This is a genomic window from Alcanivorax sp. (assembly GCF_040118815.1).
In the GTDB taxonomy this organism is placed as follows: domain Bacteria; phylum Pseudomonadota; class Gammaproteobacteria; order Pseudomonadales; family Alcanivoracaceae; genus Alcanivorax.
Genome location: NZ_JBEDTC010000006.1, coordinates 29,202 through 48,387, shown reverse-complemented (window position 1 = coordinate 48,387; position 19,186 = coordinate 29,202). Strand labels below are relative to the sequence as shown.

The 19,186-nt window shown below is 57.5% G+C and carries 18 protein-coding genes; 12 read left to right on the top strand and 6 right to left on the bottom strand.

From position 1 onward, the window contains the following. Nucleotides 1–56: 56 nt before the first annotated feature. Nucleotides 57–584, bottom strand: coding sequence for an outer membrane beta-barrel protein (locus ABNH18_RS04200; protein WP_349381599.1), 528 nt, complete (start codon nt 582–584; stop codon nt 57–59). A gap of 294 nt (nt 585–878) precedes the next feature. On the opposite strand from ABNH18_RS04200, the gene ABNH18_RS04195 reads away from it, so the two are divergent. Further along, on the top strand, nt 879–1,295 hold the full coding sequence (locus tag ABNH18_RS04195) for a DUF4168 domain-containing protein (RefSeq protein ID WP_349381598.1): 417 nt from the start codon (nt 879–881) through the stop codon (nt 1,293–1,295). 81 nt (nt 1,296–1,376) lie between these two features. Here ABNH18_RS04195 and ABNH18_RS04190 read toward each other — a convergent pair whose 3' ends face one another. From ABNH18_RS04190 to ABNH18_RS04180, 3 genes are all read right to left on the bottom strand, one after another. Beyond that, on the bottom strand, nt 1,377–3,323 hold the full coding sequence (locus ABNH18_RS04190) for a ligand-gated channel protein (protein WP_349382027.1): 1,947 nt from the start codon (nt 3,321–3,323) through the stop codon (nt 1,377–1,379). 212 nt (nt 3,324–3,535) lie between these two features. Next, the gene (locus ABNH18_RS04185; RefSeq protein WP_349381597.1) at nt 3,536–4,885 is read right to left on the bottom strand and encodes a histidine kinase sensor domain-containing protein; all 1,350 of its coding nucleotides are present in this window, start codon (nt 4,883–4,885) and stop codon (nt 3,536–3,538) included. Further along, nucleotides 4,885–5,607 (bottom strand): response regulator transcription factor, encoded by a 723-nt coding sequence (locus ABNH18_RS04180; protein WP_349381596.1) that lies wholly within the window; start codon nt 5,605–5,607, stop codon nt 4,885–4,887. The genes ABNH18_RS04185 and ABNH18_RS04180 overlap by 1 nt, the downstream gene beginning before the upstream one ends. Nucleotides 5,608–5,767: 160 nt before the next feature. Between ABNH18_RS04180 and ABNH18_RS04175 the strand changes: the two genes are divergently transcribed. From ABNH18_RS04175 to ABNH18_RS04160, 4 genes are all read left to right on the top strand, one after another. Then, nucleotides 5,768–6,373: a PepSY-associated TM helix domain-containing protein gene (locus ABNH18_RS04175; protein ID WP_349381595.1), complete on the top strand. Its 606-nt coding sequence runs from the start codon at nt 5,768–5,770 to the stop codon at nt 6,371–6,373. A 31-nt stretch (nt 6,374–6,404) separates the two neighbouring features. Beyond that, a complete protein-coding gene (locus ABNH18_RS04170) occupies nt 6,405–6,896 on the top strand; it encodes a DUF2271 domain-containing protein (protein ID WP_349381594.1) in 492 nt (163 codons plus the stop codon). A gap of 37 nt (nt 6,897–6,933) precedes the next feature. Beyond that, the gene (locus ABNH18_RS04165; RefSeq protein WP_349381593.1) at nt 6,934–7,746 is read left to right on the top strand and encodes a DUF4198 domain-containing protein; all 813 of its coding nucleotides are present in this window, start codon (nt 6,934–6,936) and stop codon (nt 7,744–7,746) included. Nucleotides 7,747–8,000: 254 nt separating this feature from the next. Next, entirely contained in the window at nt 8,001–9,656 is a 1,656-nt protein-coding gene (locus tag ABNH18_RS04160; RefSeq protein WP_349381592.1) for a DEAD/DEAH box helicase, read from the top strand. A 284-nt stretch (nt 9,657–9,940) separates the two neighbouring features. On the opposite strand, the gene ABNH18_RS04155 is transcribed toward ABNH18_RS04160, so the two are convergent. Beyond that, nucleotides 9,941–10,156, bottom strand: coding sequence for a dodecin (locus ABNH18_RS04155; RefSeq protein ID WP_349381591.1), 216 nt, complete (start codon nt 10,154–10,156; stop codon nt 9,941–9,943). Between the two features lie 265 nt (nt 10,157–10,421). Here ABNH18_RS04155 and ABNH18_RS04150 point away from each other — a divergent pair, with 265 nt between their 5' ends. Beyond that, nucleotides 10,422–10,937 carry an Hsp20/alpha crystallin family protein gene (locus ABNH18_RS04150; RefSeq protein WP_349381590.1) on the top strand — a complete coding sequence of 172 codons (516 nt, stop codon included), beginning with the start codon at nt 10,422–10,424 and terminating at the stop codon, nt 10,935–10,937. Nucleotides 10,938–11,198: 261 nt separating this feature from the next. Beyond that, complete coding sequence (locus tag ABNH18_RS04145; RefSeq protein WP_349381589.1) at nt 11,199–11,669, top strand: hypothetical protein; 471 nt, start codon at nt 11,199–11,201, stop codon at nt 11,667–11,669. A gap of 270 nt (nt 11,670–11,939) precedes the next feature. On the opposite strand, the gene ABNH18_RS04140 is transcribed toward ABNH18_RS04145, so the two are convergent. Beyond that, on the bottom strand, nt 11,940–12,656 hold the full coding sequence (locus tag ABNH18_RS04140) for a nitroreductase (RefSeq protein ID WP_349381588.1): 717 nt from the start codon (nt 12,654–12,656) through the stop codon (nt 11,940–11,942). Between the two features lie 60 nt (nt 12,657–12,716). Between ABNH18_RS04140 and ABNH18_RS04135 the strand changes: the two genes are divergently transcribed. From ABNH18_RS04135 to ABNH18_RS04115, 5 genes are all read left to right on the top strand, one after another. Then, nucleotides 12,717–13,220 (top strand): DUF1643 domain-containing protein, encoded by a 504-nt coding sequence (locus tag ABNH18_RS04135; RefSeq protein WP_349381587.1) that lies wholly within the window; start codon nt 12,717–12,719, stop codon nt 13,218–13,220. A 54-nt stretch (nt 13,221–13,274) separates the two neighbouring features. Further along, on the top strand, nt 13,275–13,727 hold the full coding sequence (locus tag ABNH18_RS04130) for a DUF3429 domain-containing protein (protein WP_349381586.1): 453 nt from the start codon (nt 13,275–13,277) through the stop codon (nt 13,725–13,727). 145 nt (nt 13,728–13,872) lie between these two features. After that, a complete protein-coding gene (locus ABNH18_RS04125; protein WP_349381585.1) occupies nt 13,873–16,224 on the top strand; it encodes a fatty acid cis/trans isomerase in 2,352 nt (783 codons plus the stop codon). 317 nt (nt 16,225–16,541) lie between these two features. Continuing rightward, on the top strand, nt 16,542–17,849 hold the full coding sequence (locus ABNH18_RS04120; protein WP_349381584.1) for an acyl-CoA dehydrogenase family protein: 1,308 nt from the start codon (nt 16,542–16,544) through the stop codon (nt 17,847–17,849). Nucleotides 17,850–17,863: 14 nt separating this feature from the next. After that, a complete protein-coding gene (locus ABNH18_RS04115; protein WP_349381583.1) occupies nt 17,864–19,069 on the top strand; it encodes an acyl-CoA dehydrogenase family protein in 1,206 nt (401 codons plus the stop codon). The last annotated feature ends 117 nt before the right edge of the window (nt 19,070–19,186 follow it).

The window sequence follows — 19,186 nt, the reverse complement described above, 5'->3', positions numbered from 1 at the left end:
TGGGTGATGCAGTACGACGCCAGGTCGCTGCCATCGCCCCACCCCGTCGCACGCTATCAGAACGAGTAATTCACGCCCAAACCAATCAGCTCCTGCTTGCCGAAATCGTTGTCGACCAGCCGCAGGTACTCCAGATTCAGGGTTGAGTGCTGCCCCACGCCCAGGTCGAAGCCGCCCCCGTAAGAGCTGCCATCATCACGCTGGGTGGTGCCGTTGATATCGTTTTCCACATACCCGTACCCGCCAATCAGATACGGCTGAACCGGACCTTCCAGAGGCGGTGTCAAGCGCGCATAGGCGCCGTAGAAAAAGTCGTTCTCCACATCGATATTGCGATAGGAATCATCGCTCAGCCCGGTGCCCAAACGCAGCTCCGCACTGACCAGTTCGTGCAATACCATGCCACCGCGCAACGTCAGTGCACTGAGTTGCGCATCGCTGACCGCGCCACGGTCAATTTTCATCAGATTGACCTGGGCTCCGGCGTACATTTCCGCCTGCACCGCCACGGTCCCCACCAGCAACCCGGCCGATACGGCGCCACGCGCGATGTTGCGGGCAGACAAAGGGAATGAATTCAGCATCCTGCTCTCCTCATTATGATTGTTATAGACCGCCATCCTTTATTAGCAGCGTTCCTGTCTTTCATTGAAACGATTAACCGCCTGAATTGAAAGCGCTGTCTGGCACCAGGAACAAGCTTTATACACACCGCATACGCGAACTACTTCACTGTGAATCACGATTTAACATTTCAGGTCGAACTTACACGCTGACGGCGGTCGGAGTTTCCAGTGCCGCCGTATTTTGGTTTCGGCCACTTTTCGGTAACACAGTAATCCCCGGCAATTTCGGGGCGATTGACAAGGAGATAAAGCATGAGCAAACGGATGATGGCGCTCGGCGCCCTGATGATTTCCGCGACTTTCACTGGCACGGTAGCCGCACAGCAGCCCGGTGCGCCCGCGTCACAAACGCCGCAGAGCCAACAGCAGCAACAGATGCAACAACAGCAAATGCAGCAGCTGCCCAAGGCATCTGAGTTCAGTGACAAACAGCTTGATGCGTTCGCCGATGCACAGAAGGACATGTCCGGCATCCAGCAGAAATACTCCAAGGAGCTGCAGGCCAAGAAAGACAAGCCTGAAGAAGCCATGAAAGTGCAGAAGGAAGCACAAGAGAAAATGGTTGAAGCCGTGAAGGACAGTGGCCTGGAATTGAGCACCTATAACCAGATTGCCCAATTGGCCCAGTATGATGCGGACTTCCGCACGCGCATTCAGGAAAAAATGTAATCCTGAGCGCAGCAAAACGCACAACGCCGGCTTATGCCGGCGTTGCTTTTTCTGAGACGTTTTTCCACGTCAGGCTGACAATCAGAAATTGGTTACCACACCCAACCAGTAACGTCGGCCATCTTCCACATAGCCGTATTCCTCATAGAAGATTTCTTTATCGGCCAGGTTATAGATGCCTGTGTTGAGCTTGGTTTGCGGTGTCAGCTGAAAACCAATCCCCGCATCCACCAATGTATTGGATGGCGCAATGATGGCGCTGTTTGACGGCCCGGTGGTCGGCTGGCTCTCCTCACCGCGATAACGCACAGTCGCCCAGGGTGAAACCGTATCCGTGGCCTGCCAGTTCACGTTGAGGCTGGCCAGATGTTCGGGCAGCTGAGTCAGTGGCTCACCTTTATATTCACCGGATTTCTGTTCAGAGTCGGTGTAGGTGTAACTCAGATTGATAGACAACACTCTCGCCAGCGTGGTGGACAGCGCAGCTTCCACACCCTGAGTTTCCGCTTCATCCACATTCACCCGGTAGGTGGGGTCAGAACCGAACTGGTTAGGACCATCCGGGCAGATACTGATCGGACAGGTAATGCGGGTAATCTTGTCCTTGAAGTCGTTATGGAACACGGTCACGTTAGCCATCAGTGCCCGGCCGGCGTTGAAGTACAGGCCCAGCTCCTGGTTAACGGAGGTTTCCGGCTCCAGGTCCGGGTTACCATAGATGTTACCGCCACGGCTGACCTGCCCCCAATCCGGGGTGATTTCACGCAAAGACGGAGAGCGGAAACCGGTGGACACGCCGCCTTTGAGCGTCCAGCGCGGGCTAAAGCCCCACACACCATAAAGGCGCGGACTCACATGCGTCCCATAGTCCCTGTCGTCATCCATCCGCGCACCTGCGGTCACCGAAAAGGTGTCCGTCAGCATCCACTCGTCTTCTGCGAACAAGGCGTATTTGGACGTATCGACTTTAGTGCGATTCGAGATCCGGTTGGTGGTCTTGTCTTTCAGCTCCTCTTCAATGAAGTCGGCCCCCACAGTCACCATATGGTTACCCATGGGCATGACCAGCGCGGTCTTGGCATTGGTATTGGTAATGGTGATTTCACGGCCTTCATTTTCCGCTTCTTCGCGTTGAATGTAGGTGTCCGAGGTACCGATGGCCCAGCGGCCAGTGTGGGTCAGCGCGAAGGATTGACGGTTATGATCGCTGAAGCTGTCCGTACAGCCACCACGGCAACCAGTAGAAGCGGCACTGCGTCCCATCAAACCTTGACGGCTGTCTTTAGTGCGGGTGGTTTCCACGGAAAAGTCATGATTATCGGTAGGGGTCAGGCTTAATTTCGCAGTCAGGTTCTGCAGATCTTTCTGTTCATAACCATCCACGAATAAATCTTCCTGGCGGTTATAAAAGCCGCCATACACCTGCAGGCCGAGCAGGTCCTCTTTCAGCGGCCCACTTAGGCTGAAGTTGCCCTGCTGGCTGTCTCCGGAGCGGGAATCGTCCTGAATGATGGTGTCCAGCTGAAGGGAACCACCCCACTCCTTTTCCACTTTACGAGTAATAATGTTCACCACGCCGCCCATGGCATCGGAGCCATACAGGGTCGACATGGGGCCACGGACCACTTCGATACGTTCAATGCTCTGCAACGGCGGCAGCCAGCTCTGCTCAAACCCGGCGCTGCCGTTGGGCCGGCTTTCGCGAGTGGAGACCGGCTTACCATCAACCATGATCAGCGTGTACGAGGATGGCATGCCACGGATAACGATATCGGTACCGCGATCACCGGAGCCCCCCCCGGTGACAATCACGCCAGGCACATCACGCAGGGCGTCCGTGGTGTCTTGGTAGAAGCGTTCTTCAATTTGCTCCCGGTTGATCACACTGATCGACGCCGGCGCATCTTCCACCTGCTGTACATAGCCACCCGCCGTGACAGACACTTGCCCCAGCTCATGCACCTCATCGTCTGCCCAGACGGCGCCACTGGCGGTAGCCAGTACCAACCCCAACGTCCCCAAACGCATTCCCATGGTCTTTACTCCTTAAAGGTAAGCAACAACATCAAACCGGAGTGCAAACCGCTCCCCCCTTTCACCACGTGGTCTGAGGCGAGCGATAAAAATCAATGCAGATCCCCCGGAAACAGGCCATACAAGGCCCCAGGAAGCAGTAATGAATCCACTTCAAGAAACGGAATGATATTGATTCTTATTTGTAACGAAAGGGGATTTACAATTTATACACGTGGCGGCGCGGGCAAGCGCAAATGCACACACAAGCCCGGCTCGCGATTATGGGCCCACAGTTCTCCACCCAGGCGCTCCACCCCACGCCGGGCGATACTCAAGCCCAGCCCAAAACCGGTATGGCCGGCCCGGGCGACGTCCAGACGGACAAAGGGGGCAAAAATGGCATACAGCTTGTCGTCCGGCACACCTGGCCCCTGATCCACCACCTGAAGGTGCCAGGCGCCCCCTTCCCGCTGCCCAAGCAGTTGAACAGCCCCCTGCTCCGGGGAATAGCGAATGGCATTACGGACCAGATTCTCAAACACCTGGGCGAGCACATTCAGGTTGCCGTACACCAACGCATTGTCCGGCAGCGCGCAGGGGAAACGGCGCTTGTCCCAGCCGCTTTCGAACGCCGCATTTTCAACAATCATGTCCCACAGCGCAGGCAACGACAGGGACTCCAGGTCGGTGGTTCCGGTCTCGGTGTCCTGCCATCCCAGCGCCAGGGTGTCATCGACCAACGTGCGCATGTGGTGCAGCTCCTGCTCCACCCGCTGACGCAATTCGGCTTCGCTCATCTGGCTTTCCAGTGCCACGGACAAACGGCTCAATGGGGTACGCAACTCGTGGGACATGTCATTGAGCAGTTGCCTCTGGGTATCCAGCATCCCGCAAACCTGTTCCGCCATGTGATTAAAACTGCGGGCCAGCTCCCCAAATTCATCCGAGCGTGTTGCCAACGGCCCGGTCACACGCGCCTGAGTATCATCCTTGAAGCCCAGCACCTGCGCCTGCAGGGCTGTCAGGGGAACCCGAGCGCGCCAGAACAACAGCCCCCCCAACAGCAATGCGGACAGCGTGGGCATACCAACCAGCAGTAAATTTTCGATCAATGGCCAGTAAGTTCCCGGGCGCAAACGGGGGGGTAACTGCATCAGCAGGCTGCCCTGGTCCGGCACTGCGGGGAACGGTACGCCCAGATACGGCATCTTCTTGCCGTAGCGGAAACTCATGCGGCTATGCACTCCACGCTGAAAGTGCAGACCAGCCCGTTGCTGCTGGGTCAGCGGGGCACTGCTAAGAGACTGGTCCGTGGCACTGATGACCGCAATGTCCCCCGTTTCACGGTTCTCCATGTCCGCCAGCCACTGATCCACCCCCGCCTGGCCCCCTGTCCGCCAAGCTTGCTCGGCCGCCGCGGCATAACCTTGCATGACGGCAACCGCATGCTGGTTGAGCCGCTGGGCATCATTGCGCAGGGCACCGGTAATGCGCGTGCCCACGACCATGGTGGTAACGGCGACCACCACGAGAACCAGCGCCAGGCGCCAAAGAAGGGAATAGCGTTTCAGCATCAGAGGCTGTCGGTGATCAGCGTATAGCCCTGCCCCCAGACTGTCCGCACAGCGGACTCCGGAGCGCCAGCATCGCGCAGCTTTCGCCGCAGATGACTGATGTGCAGATCCAGGCTGCGATCATGGCGACCGCAACCGCGGTGCAATACTGCCTGGTAGAGGAACGGCTTGCTGAGCACCGTATCACGATGTTCCAGCAATACTTGAAGCAAACGGAATTCAGTGTTGGTAAGGCCCAGATCCATGTGCCGATAAAGCCCCACCATGTCATGGTCACGCAGCACCAGCTTACCCACTGACTCTGACTGCACCTGCAATGCTTCCGGTCGCCAGCGCTCCAGCGCCACCCGGCGCAGCACCGCATCCACCCGCACAGCCAATTCAGCCATGCTGAAGGGTTTCGGGAGATAATCGTCCGCGCCGTTGATCAGGCCCTGAATCCGCGCCTGCTCATCACCCAGCGCAGACACCACGATCACCGGCACCGGACTTTGCTTGCGCAGGGCGTTGAGCAACTCGAGCCCATTGAGCCCTGGCAACAGGATATCCAGCAGCACCAGGTCATAATCGCCGGAAGCCGCTGCCTCCAACCCCGCAGGCCCTTCCGGACACTGCGATACCCGATAGTGACGCTCAGAAAAGTAGTCGTGCAGATGGCCACTGAGTACCGAATCATCTTCGATAACCAGCAAACGGGCGGGGATTTGAACAATGGCATTCATTCACGAATGATAAAGATTATCATTTAACTGGACCAGCTTTTTTTGAACAAAATTCAGGTAACTCGCCTGTCATTACATTCTTTACGAAGATAACGGTATTTAAACATAACCATTCTCATTAACATCTTCTCCCCTCTGCCGCGAACGACCGAACGCCACCGTGAATAAAAAACGCAAAGCCTTCTGGCTGAAACAACTCCATCAGTGGCACTGGGTGACCTCTGCGCTCTGCCTGATCAGCCTGCTGCTGTTCAGCCTGACCGGCATCACCCTCAACCACGCCAGCCAGATCAGCGCCGACCCGATCATCCGCGAGCACCAGGGCCAACTGCCGGCGGCACTACTGAAGCCACTGACAGATCAGCAAAGCGGCCAGCTGCCCACCGCCGTCCAGCAATGGCTCGCGCAGAAAATGGATTTACAGAACACCGGCGACGAACCGGAATGGGCTGCGGATGAGCTCTACCTGGCCATGCCCCGCCCCGGCGGTGATGCCTGGCTGGCCATTGATATGAATGACGGTTCGGTACTCGCGGAAACCACCGACCGCGGCTGGATCGCCTTTTTCAATGACCTGCACAAAGGACGCCACACCGGCACCGTGTGGATCTGGTTTATCGATATTTTTGCCGTGGCCAGCCTGCTGTTCGCCTTCACCGGGCTGGGCCTGATGATGCTTCACGCCAAACGACGCCCGGCCACCTGGCCGGTCACCCTGGCCGGGCTGGTACTGCCTTGGCTGTTGATCGTGTTTTTCATGCATTAACTCCAGAGACATGAAGAGAAAGGACACCCCCATGCGCTTGCGTTACCTCGCTCTGCTCCCCCTGCTAACCAGCCAGGCCCTCGCTGATACTTTTTCGGTGGACGTGGAAATCCCGCGCAAACGCGTGGCCGAGTACCACGCCCCCTATGTGGCCTTCTGGGTTGAAAACGCCGATCGCAGCACCCTGGAACCTCTGGGCCTGTGGTACGACGATCAGGAAAAGTGGCTCAAGGATATCCGCCAGTGGTGGCGCCGCACCGGTCGCAGCCAGTCAGCGCCCTATGACGGCCTCACCGGCGCCACCCGCTCACCGGGCACGCACACAGTGAACTTCAGCGAACTGGACGTCCTGCAATCCCTGCCCGCCGGTGAGTACACCCTGGTGGTGGAAGCCGCCCGGGAAGTGGGGGGCCGCGAAGTGCTGAAGCTACCGTTCCACTGGCCAGCCGAAAAAACACCACAGCAACAACAGGTTAAAGGCACTGACGAACTAGGCACCGTGACCCTGACCGTTTCTCAATAACACTGACAACGCAACCGACTACGCAAGGAGCTCCACCATGATCCGAGTCCGTTTCCATCAAGCCGCGTTGGCCGCACTGGTGCTGGCCACCGCTCTGCCCGCCCAGGCCCACAAACTATGGCTGCTACCCAGCCACACCACCGTGTCCGAGCCCCAGTGGATTACCGTGGACGCCAGCATTTCCAATGAAATCTTCGGTTTCGAGCGGGCCTACCCTGTCGATGGCCTGGAAGTCACCGGCCCGGATGGCAACCCCGCCACCGTGGAGAACGCTGCCAAAATGCATACCCGCAGTGTGTTTGACGTGCAGCTGGAACAGCAAGGCAGCTACCGAATCAGCGTGGCCCAGCCCAGCTATTTCGTCTCTTATCAAGTAGATGGCGAACGTCAACGCAGCCGTGGCAGAGACGCGGACAAGATGTTGGCCGAGGTTCCCAAAGGCGCCAGCGAAGTAAAATTGCTGGAAGTACTCAACCGCCTGGAAACCTATGTAACCCTGGGCGCGCCCAACAAAACCGGCCTGAAACCCACGGGCAAAGGTCTGGAGCTGGACCTGCTAACCCACCCGAATGATCTGTACGCCGGTGAAACCGCCCAGTGGAAACTGCTGGTGGACGGCAAACCGGCTCCAGGCATCAAGGTGGAACTGGTCCCCGGCGGCACCCGCTACCGTGACAGCCAGGAAAACTGGTCCGTCACCAGCGATGACAAAGGCATCGTCAACATCCAGTGGCCCTCCGCTGGCCGTTACTTCCTGGAAGCGGGCACCGGCGACAAGAACGTCAGCCACCCGAAAGCCGCCGAGCGTTACATGCAGTATCTGGGTACTGTTGAAGTACTACCCATGTAAACGCACCTCATGAAGCCGCCCCGCCCAGCCTGGCGGGGCAATCCCTTGTCCGCCATCCCTTTAATTCCGCGCGGTTGAGTCCTACACCAAGCCCGCGTTCCTGCACTTCCACCTCCTGCAGCACCTCGCCTGCCCGCTTTCCTCTCCATCGGGGAATTGGCGAAAAAACGTGCAATTTGCGTGAAGTCTGCGTATACTCCGCGCCCTCGCCGACCCCTACTCGTCGGCCCCTCCCCCTAATCCATAGGTACTACATGTCAGATTCCCGTTCCGGGTTCGCCTCTTTAGGCCTGCCCGAGGTTCTGCTCTCTGCGATCGCCCGTCAGGGCTTCGAGCAGCCTTCGCCGATTCAGGCGCAAGCCATCCCGCTGTTGCTGGATGGACACGATCTTCTGGGCCAGGCACAAACCGGCACAGGTAAAACGGCTGCGTTTGCATTGCCCCTTCTGGCCCGCCTCGATCCCACTCTGCGTGAACCGCAGATGCTGATCCTGGCCCCAACCCGCGAGCTGGCTATCCAGGTCGCCACTGCGTGTGAAGAATTTGCCAAAGACATCAAAGGGTTGCAGGTTCTGCCCATTTACGGCGGCGGAGAATACCGCACCCAGCTGAAAGGCCTGCGCGGTGGCGCTCAGGTTATTGTCGGCACCCCCGGTCGCGTCATGGATCACATGGAACGCGGCTCCATGAAACTGAACAATCTGAAAGCCCTGGTGCTGGACGAAGCCGATGAAATGCTCCGTATGGGCTTCATCGACGATGTGAAATGGGTACTCGAGCGTACTCCGGATGACTGCCAGCTGGCGCTGTTTTCCGCCACCATGCCCCCGGTCATTCGCAAGGTTGCCGACCAACACCTCAAGCAACCCAAACTGGTTCGCATCGATAACGGCGGCGCCACCACCGGCACCACCATCCGCCAGCGTTACTGGCCGGTGGCCGGACTGAACAAGCTGGACGCTGTGTGCCGGATCCTGGAAGCGGAAGAGCACGATGCCGTGCTGGTTTTCGTGCGCACCAAGCAGGCGACCCTGGAGCTGGCCGAGCAACTGAACCGTCGCGGCCTGCGTGCGGAAGCCTTGAACGGCGACATCCCCCAGCAACAACGGGAAAAAACCGTACAGCGCTTAAAAGACAAACGTTTCGACCTGCTGATCGCCACCGACGTGGTCGCTCGTGGTCTGGACGTGCCCCGTATCACCCACGTGGTGAACTACGACATGCCCGGCGACCCGGAAGCCTACGTACACCGCATTGGCCGTACTGGCCGTGCCGGTCGTCAGGGTGACGCCATCCTGTTTGTGGCCCGTCGCGAGCAACACGTGCTGCGTCAAATCGAGCGTATTACCCGCCAGACCATCGAGAAAATGGCGTTGCCATCCGTTGACGACCTGAATGCCAAGCGCATTGCCCGCTTCCAGGAGCAACTGGCCGGCTTCACCTCTGGAACAAACGTGGATGAAGCGCGCGCGCTGGTTAATCAGCTGCGTGACGCCATGGACATCAGCGACAACGACATGGCTGCCGCCCTGGCCACCATGATGTTCAAGCGTGAGCCGCTAATCCTGAAAGAACCCAAAATGGTGAAAGAGCCGCGCCGTCGCGAATCTGCTCACGTAGGGGGCCGTCGCGAAGACCGCAACCCGCGCAACCGCGGCGACAAAGGTCGCACTGACAAAACCATGCGTCGCTACCGGATCAAGGTCGGCCACGACCACGGTGTAAAACCGGGCAACATCGTTGGCGCCATTGCCAACGAAGCCAAACTGCCCAGCCGCCTGATCGGCCCGATCAAGATCCATCAGGACCACAGCACCGTGGAACTGCCGGAAGATCTGTCGCCGAAACAGCTGCACGTGATCCGCACTGCGCGGGTCTGCCAGCAGGCACTGGATCTGGAAATGGTATAAAAGTAGCAACAAGCTTCATGCTTCACGCTGCAACACGAAGATGATTAATTCGTGACTGAGAGGCCGAGCACCGCGCTGGGTTCTCTACAAAAAAACCGCGCCCGAAAGGGTGCGGTTTTTTTGTGACTTCTAGCTTCTAGCTTTGATCGTCCTGCGGACGATGTCCTCGCTTCGCTCGGTTCGCACCCTAAACGGTGCTCCTGCAGCGGCTTCGTAGAGAAGCAGATGCTGAGGACCTTTTCCGCCTTTCTTTATCGAAGCGAACGTAGCTCGTAGCTACTGCTTCACGATCCGGAAAGTCTGAAGCCCACTTTTAACGTCACCTGATAATGCCCCACCTTGCCACTCTCAATATGGCCGCGGGTTTCCACCACTTCGAACCAGTCCATTAAATCCAGACTTTCATTAGCCGTGACCAGTGCGTTTTCGATGGCATCTTCAATGGTAGTACGCGAAGACCCAACTAATTCAACCTTCTTGTATACATGATGGTCAGACATGGCTGCTCTCCTTTTCGATACGTGTTCCATTGTGTCTGAGCGGCAGCGTCTCTCATTGGAGCATCCTCTGCCCTCATCCATCTCTTTTCATCTGTGACACCGAAGCCCGCCGATTACAAGGGGCGCTTTTGCCCAGTCGATCAAAAATTCGCCATTCGTTCTAGAGTCGAGGCATTGAAAGCCGCCCCCCTTTCCCTCATAACAAGAGATGAAGCACACGGTCATTGTCCAACCGTTTTTCCAACCCCCCTCAGGAGGACGCGCGATGGATATGCATAAAATGACACCCTGGAATTGGCTTCGTCAGGAGGGCAGCCGTGAACGGCCGCTCCCCCAAAGACAACCCGGCCATCCCCTGCTGCGCTGGGAGCGCGAGTTCGATAACTGGTTCGAACAGATGCTCGGCGACATGGCCTGGACCACCCCGGCCCCCCGCGCCGCACCCAGTATTCCGTTCCGTCCCAATCTGGATATTCTGGAGCGTGACGACCATTACCTGATTACCGCTGAGTTGCCCGGTGTAGAAAAAAGTGCACTGGATGTCAGGCTCGACAAGGACACACTGTTAATCAGCGGCAGCAAACAGGACATTCAGGAAAACGACCGCGACGGCTACCACTACAGCGAGCGCCGTTTCGGCCGCTTTCAACGCATGCTCACCCTGCCCGCCGATGCGGATGCCGAGCAAATGAATGCTGTGTTCCACAACGGTGTACTGTCACTCACCATTCCTCGTCATGAGCATCACAGCCACAGCAGTCGGCGTATCGAGATTCATTGATTGAGGAGACGCAACAGGCTGCACGCTTCAAGCAACAACGCGAAGAACCGGTGTTTCGCTATTGACGTCACGGCCCGCGCTCCATACCTGCTCGCGGGGCCGTGACCGGAGTAATCCGTCGACAATGTTGAAGGTCGCCCGGCACGCACCGGAACCATACTCAGCCCGTGGATTCAGCCTCATTGCCGGGGTTTCACGGCATCATCACCAAACAACACGGGTAATCAGGAACTCTACTGGCCAGCCACGGAGAACCCGGCGATGCGTCTGCGCTTACTCACCCCCAGAAGCGGGGGCCACAAAGCCGCCAACACGCGGCAACGTCACCACCTTCTGGCCGGCGCTGTCTGCGCCATGGCGCTGGGCTTTACGGCGCCACTCCACGCGGAGAACAGCGCCGTTCTGCGTTTTGATACGCCACTGGCGATTACCGACAATGCCGACTTTGATCGGGATAACCCGCTTGAACCAGACAGCAGCAGCTTTATCCTGCTGGACGCCAGTAGCCTGAGCAGTGACAGCGGAGAACGATGGGCACTGGTGTCCTTGCAAAACGATGCCGGTGGCCAGCGTATTTTGCGCGACGACTATCTAGTGGCGGAATTCGCCAACGGCGACCGTCGCCATGCCAGCAACCTGGAAGGCTCCTTCGCCGCCGGCGAACAACAGCGCAAGATGGCTTTTTTCGGCTACCACCGCTTCCCCATCCTGCGCGTTTTTACACAACAGTAGGTCGGTTTAGGCTCAGCAGTAAACCGACAGAGATATCGGCTTACGGCCTTCGGCCTCTCTGTGCCCTTGGCTAAAGCAAAGTCGACCGACAAGATCTATGGCGAAGAGCCAGACGCCAAAGGCCTGATGCCCGACAAACCAAAAGCAGCCACCACGGCTCGGCTGTCTAACCAAAACGTTTTCAGGAAGTGGCCGCCGCTTTTATCCTTGGATTTTAAGCGTCACCCGTCAGGCTTATGGCGTCATGCGTCATTTATCAGGCGTTCTATGCTATTTTTCAGGAATCAGTAAACGATCCAACGGCTGGCGGTCCGGGCGGAACTGGTTGATGGTTTCCTGGGCTTCATAGCCCAGCGACAACCCGCACAGCAGCTTGTAGTGCCCGGGTAACTGGAAATGTTTCTCCAGTGGCGAACGCCATAATGCCAACGCCCCCTGGGCACAGGTTCCCAGCCCCTCATCCGTGGCGGCAAGCATCAGGCTCTGCAAAAAAATCCCCGCATCCAGTGCACTGTAAACACCCAGGCCTTCGTGCACGAAGATGAAAAGTGCCACCGGCGCATCAAAAAAACGGAAGTTCGCCGCCATCTGCTGGTGGCGGGCCTGCTTATCTTCCCGACCGATGCCTAACAATTTATACAGCCCATGCCCGGTGGCCACACGTCGGGGTTGCAAGTCATCCGGGTACTTCACCACCGGGCGATAATCACCATCCGGCATGCCTTTTTTAGTCAGCAACGCCGTGAGTTTCTTCACCATCGGGGCCCGCTGCAAGGTCATAAGTTGATCAAACCGTTCAGGTAATTCACGGCGCAAGCTTTCCAAAACCTCACCACGGGCCACCGCGATTTGGTACGGCTGAGTGTTAGACCAGCTAGGCGCGCTACTGGCACGCTCAAGCAACTGCGTTAACAGCGCATCATTCACTGGCTGATCGGTAAACGCCCGCACACTATGCCGCTGCGCCATTACATCCTGAAATTCCATGCCTTAAACCTGTTGTTTTCGCTTAGCGTTCACTGTGCCAGAAACTTACAATGCAGAGCCATGACCAAGACCACCGATACCTTGCAACGTCGCGCCAACTTTTCCCGCTGCCGGCAATACCGCTACGCCCTCTGGCGCCAATGGGGGGACGGTGACGACTTCATGCTGCTCATTGGACTCAACCCGTCCACTGGCGATCATCGCCAAGATAATCCCACCATTCGCCGCTGCATGGGCTTTGCCCACGACTGGGGCTACTCCGGTCTGTGCGTGGCCAATCTCTTCGCCTACCGAGCCACCTACCCGAAAGACCTGTTTGCGGCGACCGACCCTGTGGGGCCGAAAAACGACCAATGGTTACGCCGACTAGCGCGGCAGGCAGATCTTGTCGTCGCCGCCTGGGGCAACCACGGCCGGTTCAACGAACGCGCCTTGCAGGTAGCCTCGCAGTTACCGGCAATGCACTGCATCCGCATGAACGGCTCAGGGGAACCGGCGCACCCACTGTATCTTCCCAAGAATCTCAGACCCCAGCCCTGGGAGGGCTATCCCGCCTTGTCCTGACCTTCACCCTTAACCCACGATAATACGAGCAAAGTACCCGCCAGGATTAAGAATGTGAGCACACGTCTGGGAAAGAACATCCGTCGTGCCAAAGGGCTGTCCTATGCAGGCCTGATCCCCTTCTATGGGCTGGCCGGCCTGGCCTGGATTGCCGAGACTGGCAACTGGGCCCTGCATACCCTCGCCACCTACGCGGCCATCGTCATTACCTTCCTCGGCGCCATTCACTGGGGCCGCGCCCTGGACAAAATGGCCGACAGCAATCAGTACCCCACCCTGCTGTTTGGTTTAATGCCTGCCCTGCTCGGCTGGTTTGCCCTGTTGCTTCCACTGGAACTGGCCCTGCCCATGCTCGCGGCCGGGCTCATGTATGTGTGGGGCACCGAACAGATGGTATTCAACGACACCCTGCCCACCTGGTATCGGCATCTTCGCCACCAGCTTACCGCCGCTGCCGTTATCGCCGTATTGATTGGCTGGGCCGCAACCATGTTCTGGATGCTGTGAACTGTGGATATCCAGAGAATTACATCACCTGCCCCGCAAACTTTCCCTTTTTTTACAAAACAACAGCCCCTGCAGGCGGGGCAACCGTGGTCGCTTTAGCCATCCCCCGCTACACTACGGGCTCGTTACTGGGAGATTCGGGTCTATGAAACAGCACGGGTTACGGCGCATTACCTTTGCACTTGGGTTATTATTTGCCTCTTTTTCGGCCTTGGCCGCACCCGCTTTATCCCCAGCGACTGCCTCAAATGAATCGCCCAATTACCACGCCGACATTCGTCCCATTTTCGAGAACAAGTGCCTGGCCTGCCACGGCTGCTACGACGCCCCTTGCCAACTGAAAATGGAAGCCGTGGAAGGCCTGGATCGCGGTGCCAGCAAGCAGAACGTGTACAACGGTGGCCGCAAACACACCGTGGATCCCACTCGCCTTTTCCAGGATGCCCAAACCACCGCACAATGGCGCGACAAGGAGTTCTATTCTGTCATCGACAGCACGTCAGGCATGCAAGGGTCTTTGCTGTATCAAATGCTCAACCTGGGCAAGCAACACACCTTCAACCCCAATGAAAAGCTGCCCGAGGAGATCGCCCTGGGCCTGAGCCGGCAGAACGAATGCCCCGCCCCGGATGAATTCGAAGATTACGCTGACGATCATCCCATGGAAGGCATGCCACTGGCCGTCGCCGGCCTGACAGACGATGAGTTTTCCACCATCAGCCGTTGGCTGGAGCAGGGGGCCAACTTCAAGCCGGAAACCATTACGCCCACCCCACAAGAACAGCAACTGATCAACGACTGGGAAACCTTCCTCAATCAGAGTGATCCCAAGCATCAACTAGTGGCTCGCTGGTTGTACGAGCATCTTTTCCTTGCCCACCTGTATCTGGATCAAGGGAATAACAACAAACCGGCCCATTTCTTCAAACTCACACGTTCCAGCACCCCGCCCGGAAAGCCCGTAAAACCCGTCGCCACGGACCGCCCCAACGGTATGCCGCCAGAAACGTTCTGGTATCGCTTTGCCCCGGTCCGCGGCACCATAGTCCACAAAACACACATCACCTTTGCTCTGAGTCAGGAAAAGCTGGCGCGCACCAAAGAGCAATTTTTCAGCACCGACTGGAGTGTTAAAACTCTTCCAGGGTACAGCGATAAACAGCGGGCCAACCCCTTTGTCACCTTTGCGGATATTCCCTCTCGAGCCCGTTATCAGTTCATGCTCGATGAAGCTGAATTTTTCATCCGCACTTTTATTCGTGGCCCGGTCTGCCGCGGACAAATCGCCACCGATGTAATTCGCGACCATTTCTGGGCGGTATTCCAAAGCCCGGACCACGACCTTTACATCACCGATGAAAACTACCGCGCCCAGGTCAACGACCTGCTTGCCCTGCCCGGCCAAGATGATGATCTGCTGGCGCTCGGCCCGGAATGGCTCAAATACAGCGACAAACGCAACGACTACCTGAAAGCCCGCAAACAGGCTTATGGCAGCCATGAACCCCAGGGGCCAGGCTGGGAGTCTCTCTGGCATGGCGACGGCAACAACCGTAATGCGCTGCTGACCATCTTCCGTCATCACGACAACGCCTCCGTACGTAAGGGCTTGATCGGTGATTTGCCCCTAACCACCTGGGTCATGGACTACCCTCTACTTGAGCGCAGTTATTACAACCTGGTAGTCAATTTCAATGTATTCGGTTCCGTGTCCCATCAAGCGCAAACCCGTCTCTATTTTGACCTGATCCGCAACGGCGCCGAGCAAAATACCCTCCGCTACCTCCCGGCCGAGCTGCGTAAAACCGTGTTGGCCAACTGGTACCAGAATACCGGCAAGCTGCGCCTGGCGATCAGCTACGCTTCCGTGGATACCGAACTGCCCACCCATATTGACTATGACACCAGCAGCCCGATGAACGAGTTCAATGACAACCTGCTGGTGCGCTTGGCGGACTTGAACGCCCGCCCGGACCCGATCAACCGCTGTGATGGAGACGAGTGTCAGCGCCGTGATGTGTCGACCTGGAAGCAGCATGCAGACCACACCCTAAGTGTCATTTCTTCACGGCGTGCGGCCAATCTGCCCGCGGTGAACTTTATGCCGGAAGTCAGCATGGTGCATGTACAGGGAAGCGAGGGAGAGCAGGAAATTTACTCCCTTTTCCGCAACCGGGCCCATAGCAATGTAGCCTTCATGATGGGCGAATCACTGCGCTACCAGCCCCCGCTGGATACCCTCACCTTGTATCCCGGCGTCATGGCCAGCTACCCCAACTTCATGTTCCTGGTGCAGGATGACCAGTTGCAGGCGTTCGTCACCCAGATGGAAGCGGTGAAAACGGAAGAGGACTTCACCAAAGTCGTCGACGCCTACGGCATCCGCCGCACCCACCCGGAGTTCTGGCACTACTTCCACGCCCTGACTCAATATCAGGAAGAACATGAACCGACTCAGGCCGGCATTCTCGATATGAACCGGTATAAGAATCTGTGAAGGATTAGCGGTACGCTTCCACGCGGGTAGGGTTTAGTGCCATACGGCGACGGCCCTGTCCGCGAGATTTAGTTGAAAGTTCAAAGTGAAAAGTTGAAAAGGAACATCCAAAAGCTCCCCCCGCCCTTTTTCCGTAGAAGCGTCGCTGGCGACGCGATAAACAACCTCCCATACTCTTTCCGCCCACCAATGACTAGGCCCATAGCGCCAGGTCGGTTGCTACTATGCCCGACCTACCAGTCACACTGGTCAATGTGACTCTCTCTCACCTCTCCATAATCAATTGCAATGCATAGACATAACAATGAGGTTACACCATGGCGAAAGATGCAGTGGGTTATGCGCTGACCGCGCTTAACCGCCTGGCCAGTTCGGAAATGCTCGACAAGATGGGCATGCGCAAAAGCGTCGAGCGACTTGCCTACACCCTGACCAAAAGCGGTTTTCAGGTTCTTACCACCACTGCCCGTGCGTTTAAATCGGGTAACTCAGGAAACAAACCCCAGCGCCTGACTGCACCCGGCCACACCCGTGATCTGTTCGACCTTGGCGTTACCGACGAACAACAAATGATCCGCGACAGTGTTCAGGGTTTTGCCACGAACGTATTGCGTGAACAGGCCGAGCACGCAGACGCCGCACAACAGACCAGCGATGAGGTCATTGCTCAAGCGCAAGAACTCGGCCTGAACTTCTTTGCGGTACCAGAGGCTCTTGGTGGCGCCGCTACTGAAAAATCCACTGTTACCAGCATGCTGCTGGCAGAAGACCTGGCTCGTGGTGACATGGGCCAAGCGGTAGCGATTCTCGCGCCCATGGGCGTGGCTAATGCGCTGACTCAATGGGGCACCGCGCAACAGCAAGACAAGTACCTGAGCAGCTTCGCTGAAGAAAACCCGCCCAAGGCCGCCATTGCCGTGTGCGAACCGCGCCCGCTATTCGACCCCATGACATTGGCCACTACCGCCCGCAAGGACGGTAACGACTATATTCTCAACGGTGAAAAATCCCTGGTGCCGTTAGCGGCCGACGCCGAAATTTTTCTGGTTGCCGCACAAACCGATAACGGCCCGGCCGTGTTTATCGTGGAAGGAGGCACCGGCGGCCTCACCGCCGGTGAAGATCCCGCTATGGGCATCCGTGCCAGCGGTCAGCGCCCGTTGAAACTGGATAACGTACGTATCCCGGCGGACAACCGCCTGGGTGACGGCGATTTTGATTACCGCGCTTTCGTGGACCTGGGTACCCTCGCCTGGTGCGCCATGGCCATTGGCACCAGCCAGGCCGTGCTCGACTACGTTGGCCCCTACTGCAACGAGCGCACCGCTTTTGGTGAACCCATCAGCCATCGCCAGTCCGTGGCCTTCATGATTGCCGATATGGCCATCGAGCTGGATGCCATGCGCATGCTCACCTACCGCGCCGCCAGCCGTGCTGAACAGGGTAAAAGCTTCCAGCGTGAAGCTCACCTGGCTCGCACCCTGGTGAAAGACAAAGCCATGAAGATCGGCACCGACGGCGTTCAGCTACTCGGCGGTCATGGCTTTACCAAAGAGTACCCGGTGGAACGCTGGTATCGGGATCTGCGTGCTGTGGGGGTCGCCTTCGGCGGCCTGCACCTGTAAGGAGGGAGACTGTCATGAATATTGAAATTCCCAAGAAGTTTAAACCCCTGATCAACAATGCTTATCAGGTAGCACAAAGCACCCTCCGCCCACTGTCGCGTAAATACGACCGCGGTGAGCACGAGTATCCGAAAGAGCTGGATATGCTCGCCTCGGTGCTGGATGGTTTCAACGAAGGGGACCCGGCCAACTCTGCTGGCGCAGCCACTACCGGCAGCGGCAAGGTAAAGGATGATGGTAGCGTCAAAAATGGCGCCAACATGGGCGTCTGCCTTGGGGCCATGGAAATGTGCTACGGCGATACCGGCTTCCTGTTGGCAATGCCCCGACAAGGCCTGGGTAACGCCGCCATTGCCGCCGTCGCCAACGATGAACAACTGGAACGCTTCAAAGGTAAATGGGCTGCCATGGCCATTACCGAGCCGGGCTGCGGCTCCGACTCTGCCGCCATCCGCACCACCGCAAAAGAAGACGGCGATCACTACATTCTCAATGGCGAGAAAATTTTCGTAACCTCCGGTGAGCGCGCTGACTGCGTGGTGGTATGGGCCTCACTGGATCCGAAACTGGGTCGCGCTGCCATCAAGTCGTTCGTGGTGGACTGGGGCACTCCGGGCATGGAACTGGCCCGTCTGGAGAAAAAGCTTGGTATCCGCGCCTCCGACACTGCCGCCATCAACTTCGTGGACTGCCGGGTACCGGCAGAAAACCTGTTAGGTTCACCGGAGATCGACACCAAGAAAGGCTTCGCCGGTGTCATGGAGACTTTCGACAACACCCGCCCACTGGTGGCGGCCATGGCCATCGGTTGTGCCAAGGCCTCGCTGGAGCGCATCAAAGAGCTGCTGAAAGACAGCATCACCTATGACTACGGTAAGCCCGTGGACAACTGCTCCGCAGTGGAAGCGGAACTCTACAAGATGGAAGCCGACTGGGAAGCCGCCTACTGGCTGGCCGTAAAAGCCGCCTGGATGGCCGACAACAAGAAAGCCAATACCCTGGAGGCCTCCATCTCCAAAGCCAAGGCCGGACGGGTCGGCAACGCCATCACCCTGCGCTGCGTGGAACTGGCTGGCAGCCTGGGCTACACCGAAGACGAGTTACTGGAAAAATGGGCCCGTGATTCAAAGATCCTGGATATCTTTGAAGGCACCCAACAAATCCAGCAACTGGTTATCGCCCGCCGTGTGCTGGGGCTCAGCTCCAAAGAACTGAAGTAGCAATAACGGGATAATACTCCCAGGTAAAAAAAGCCGCCTCTGCTCTCAGAGGCGGTTTTTTCTTGTCTGATGAAAAAAACGATCAGTCACAGATACACCCACCACCTGATTTACGAA

Excerpts from the sequence above, each read along its gene's own strand:
- ABNH18_RS04185 (WP_349381597.1), bottom strand. The coding sequence starts at position 4,885 with ATGCTGAAACGCTATTCCCTTCTTTGGCGCCTGGCGCTGGTTCTCGTG.
- ABNH18_RS04195 (WP_349381598.1), top strand. The coding sequence starts at position 879 with ATGAGCAAACGGATGATGGCGCTCGGCGCCCTGATGATTTCCGCGACT.
- ABNH18_RS04180 (WP_349381596.1), bottom strand. The coding sequence starts at position 5,607 with ATGAATGCCATTGTTCAAATCCCCGCCCGTTTGCTGGTTATCGAAGAT.
- ABNH18_RS04135 (WP_349381587.1), top strand. The coding sequence starts at position 12,717 with ATGACCAAGACCACCGATACCTTGCAACGTCGCGCCAACTTTTCCCGC.
- ABNH18_RS04165 (WP_349381593.1), top strand. The coding sequence starts at position 6,934 with ATGATCCGAGTCCGTTTCCATCAAGCCGCGTTGGCCGCACTGGTGCTG.
- ABNH18_RS04120 (WP_349381584.1), top strand. The coding sequence starts at position 16,542 with ATGGCGAAAGATGCAGTGGGTTATGCGCTGACCGCGCTTAACCGCCTG.
- ABNH18_RS04140 (WP_349381588.1), bottom strand. The coding sequence starts at position 12,656 with ATGGAATTTCAGGATGTAATGGCGCAGCGGCATAGTGTGCGGGCGTTT.
- ABNH18_RS04170 (WP_349381594.1), top strand. The coding sequence starts at position 6,405 with ATGCGCTTGCGTTACCTCGCTCTGCTCCCCCTGCTAACCAGCCAGGCC.
- ABNH18_RS04150 (WP_349381590.1), top strand. The coding sequence starts at position 10,422 with ATGGATATGCATAAAATGACACCCTGGAATTGGCTTCGTCAGGAGGGC.
- ABNH18_RS04190 (WP_349382027.1), bottom strand. The coding sequence starts at position 3,323 with ATGCGTTTGGGGACGTTGGGGTTGGTACTGGCTACCGCCAGTGGCGCC.
- ABNH18_RS04145 (WP_349381589.1), top strand. The coding sequence starts at position 11,199 with ATGCGTCTGCGCTTACTCACCCCCAGAAGCGGGGGCCACAAAGCCGCC.
- ABNH18_RS04160 (WP_349381592.1), top strand. The coding sequence starts at position 8,001 with ATGTCAGATTCCCGTTCCGGGTTCGCCTCTTTAGGCCTGCCCGAGGTT.
- ABNH18_RS04125 (WP_349381585.1), top strand. The coding sequence starts at position 13,873 with ATGAAACAGCACGGGTTACGGCGCATTACCTTTGCACTTGGGTTATTA.
- ABNH18_RS04115 (WP_349381583.1), top strand. The coding sequence starts at position 17,864 with ATGAATATTGAAATTCCCAAGAAGTTTAAACCCCTGATCAACAATGCT.
- ABNH18_RS04155 (WP_349381591.1), bottom strand. The coding sequence starts at position 10,156 with ATGTCTGACCATCATGTATACAAGAAGGTTGAATTAGTTGGGTCTTCG.
- ABNH18_RS04200 (WP_349381599.1), bottom strand. The coding sequence starts at position 584 with ATGCTGAATTCATTCCCTTTGTCTGCCCGCAACATCGCGCGTGGCGCC.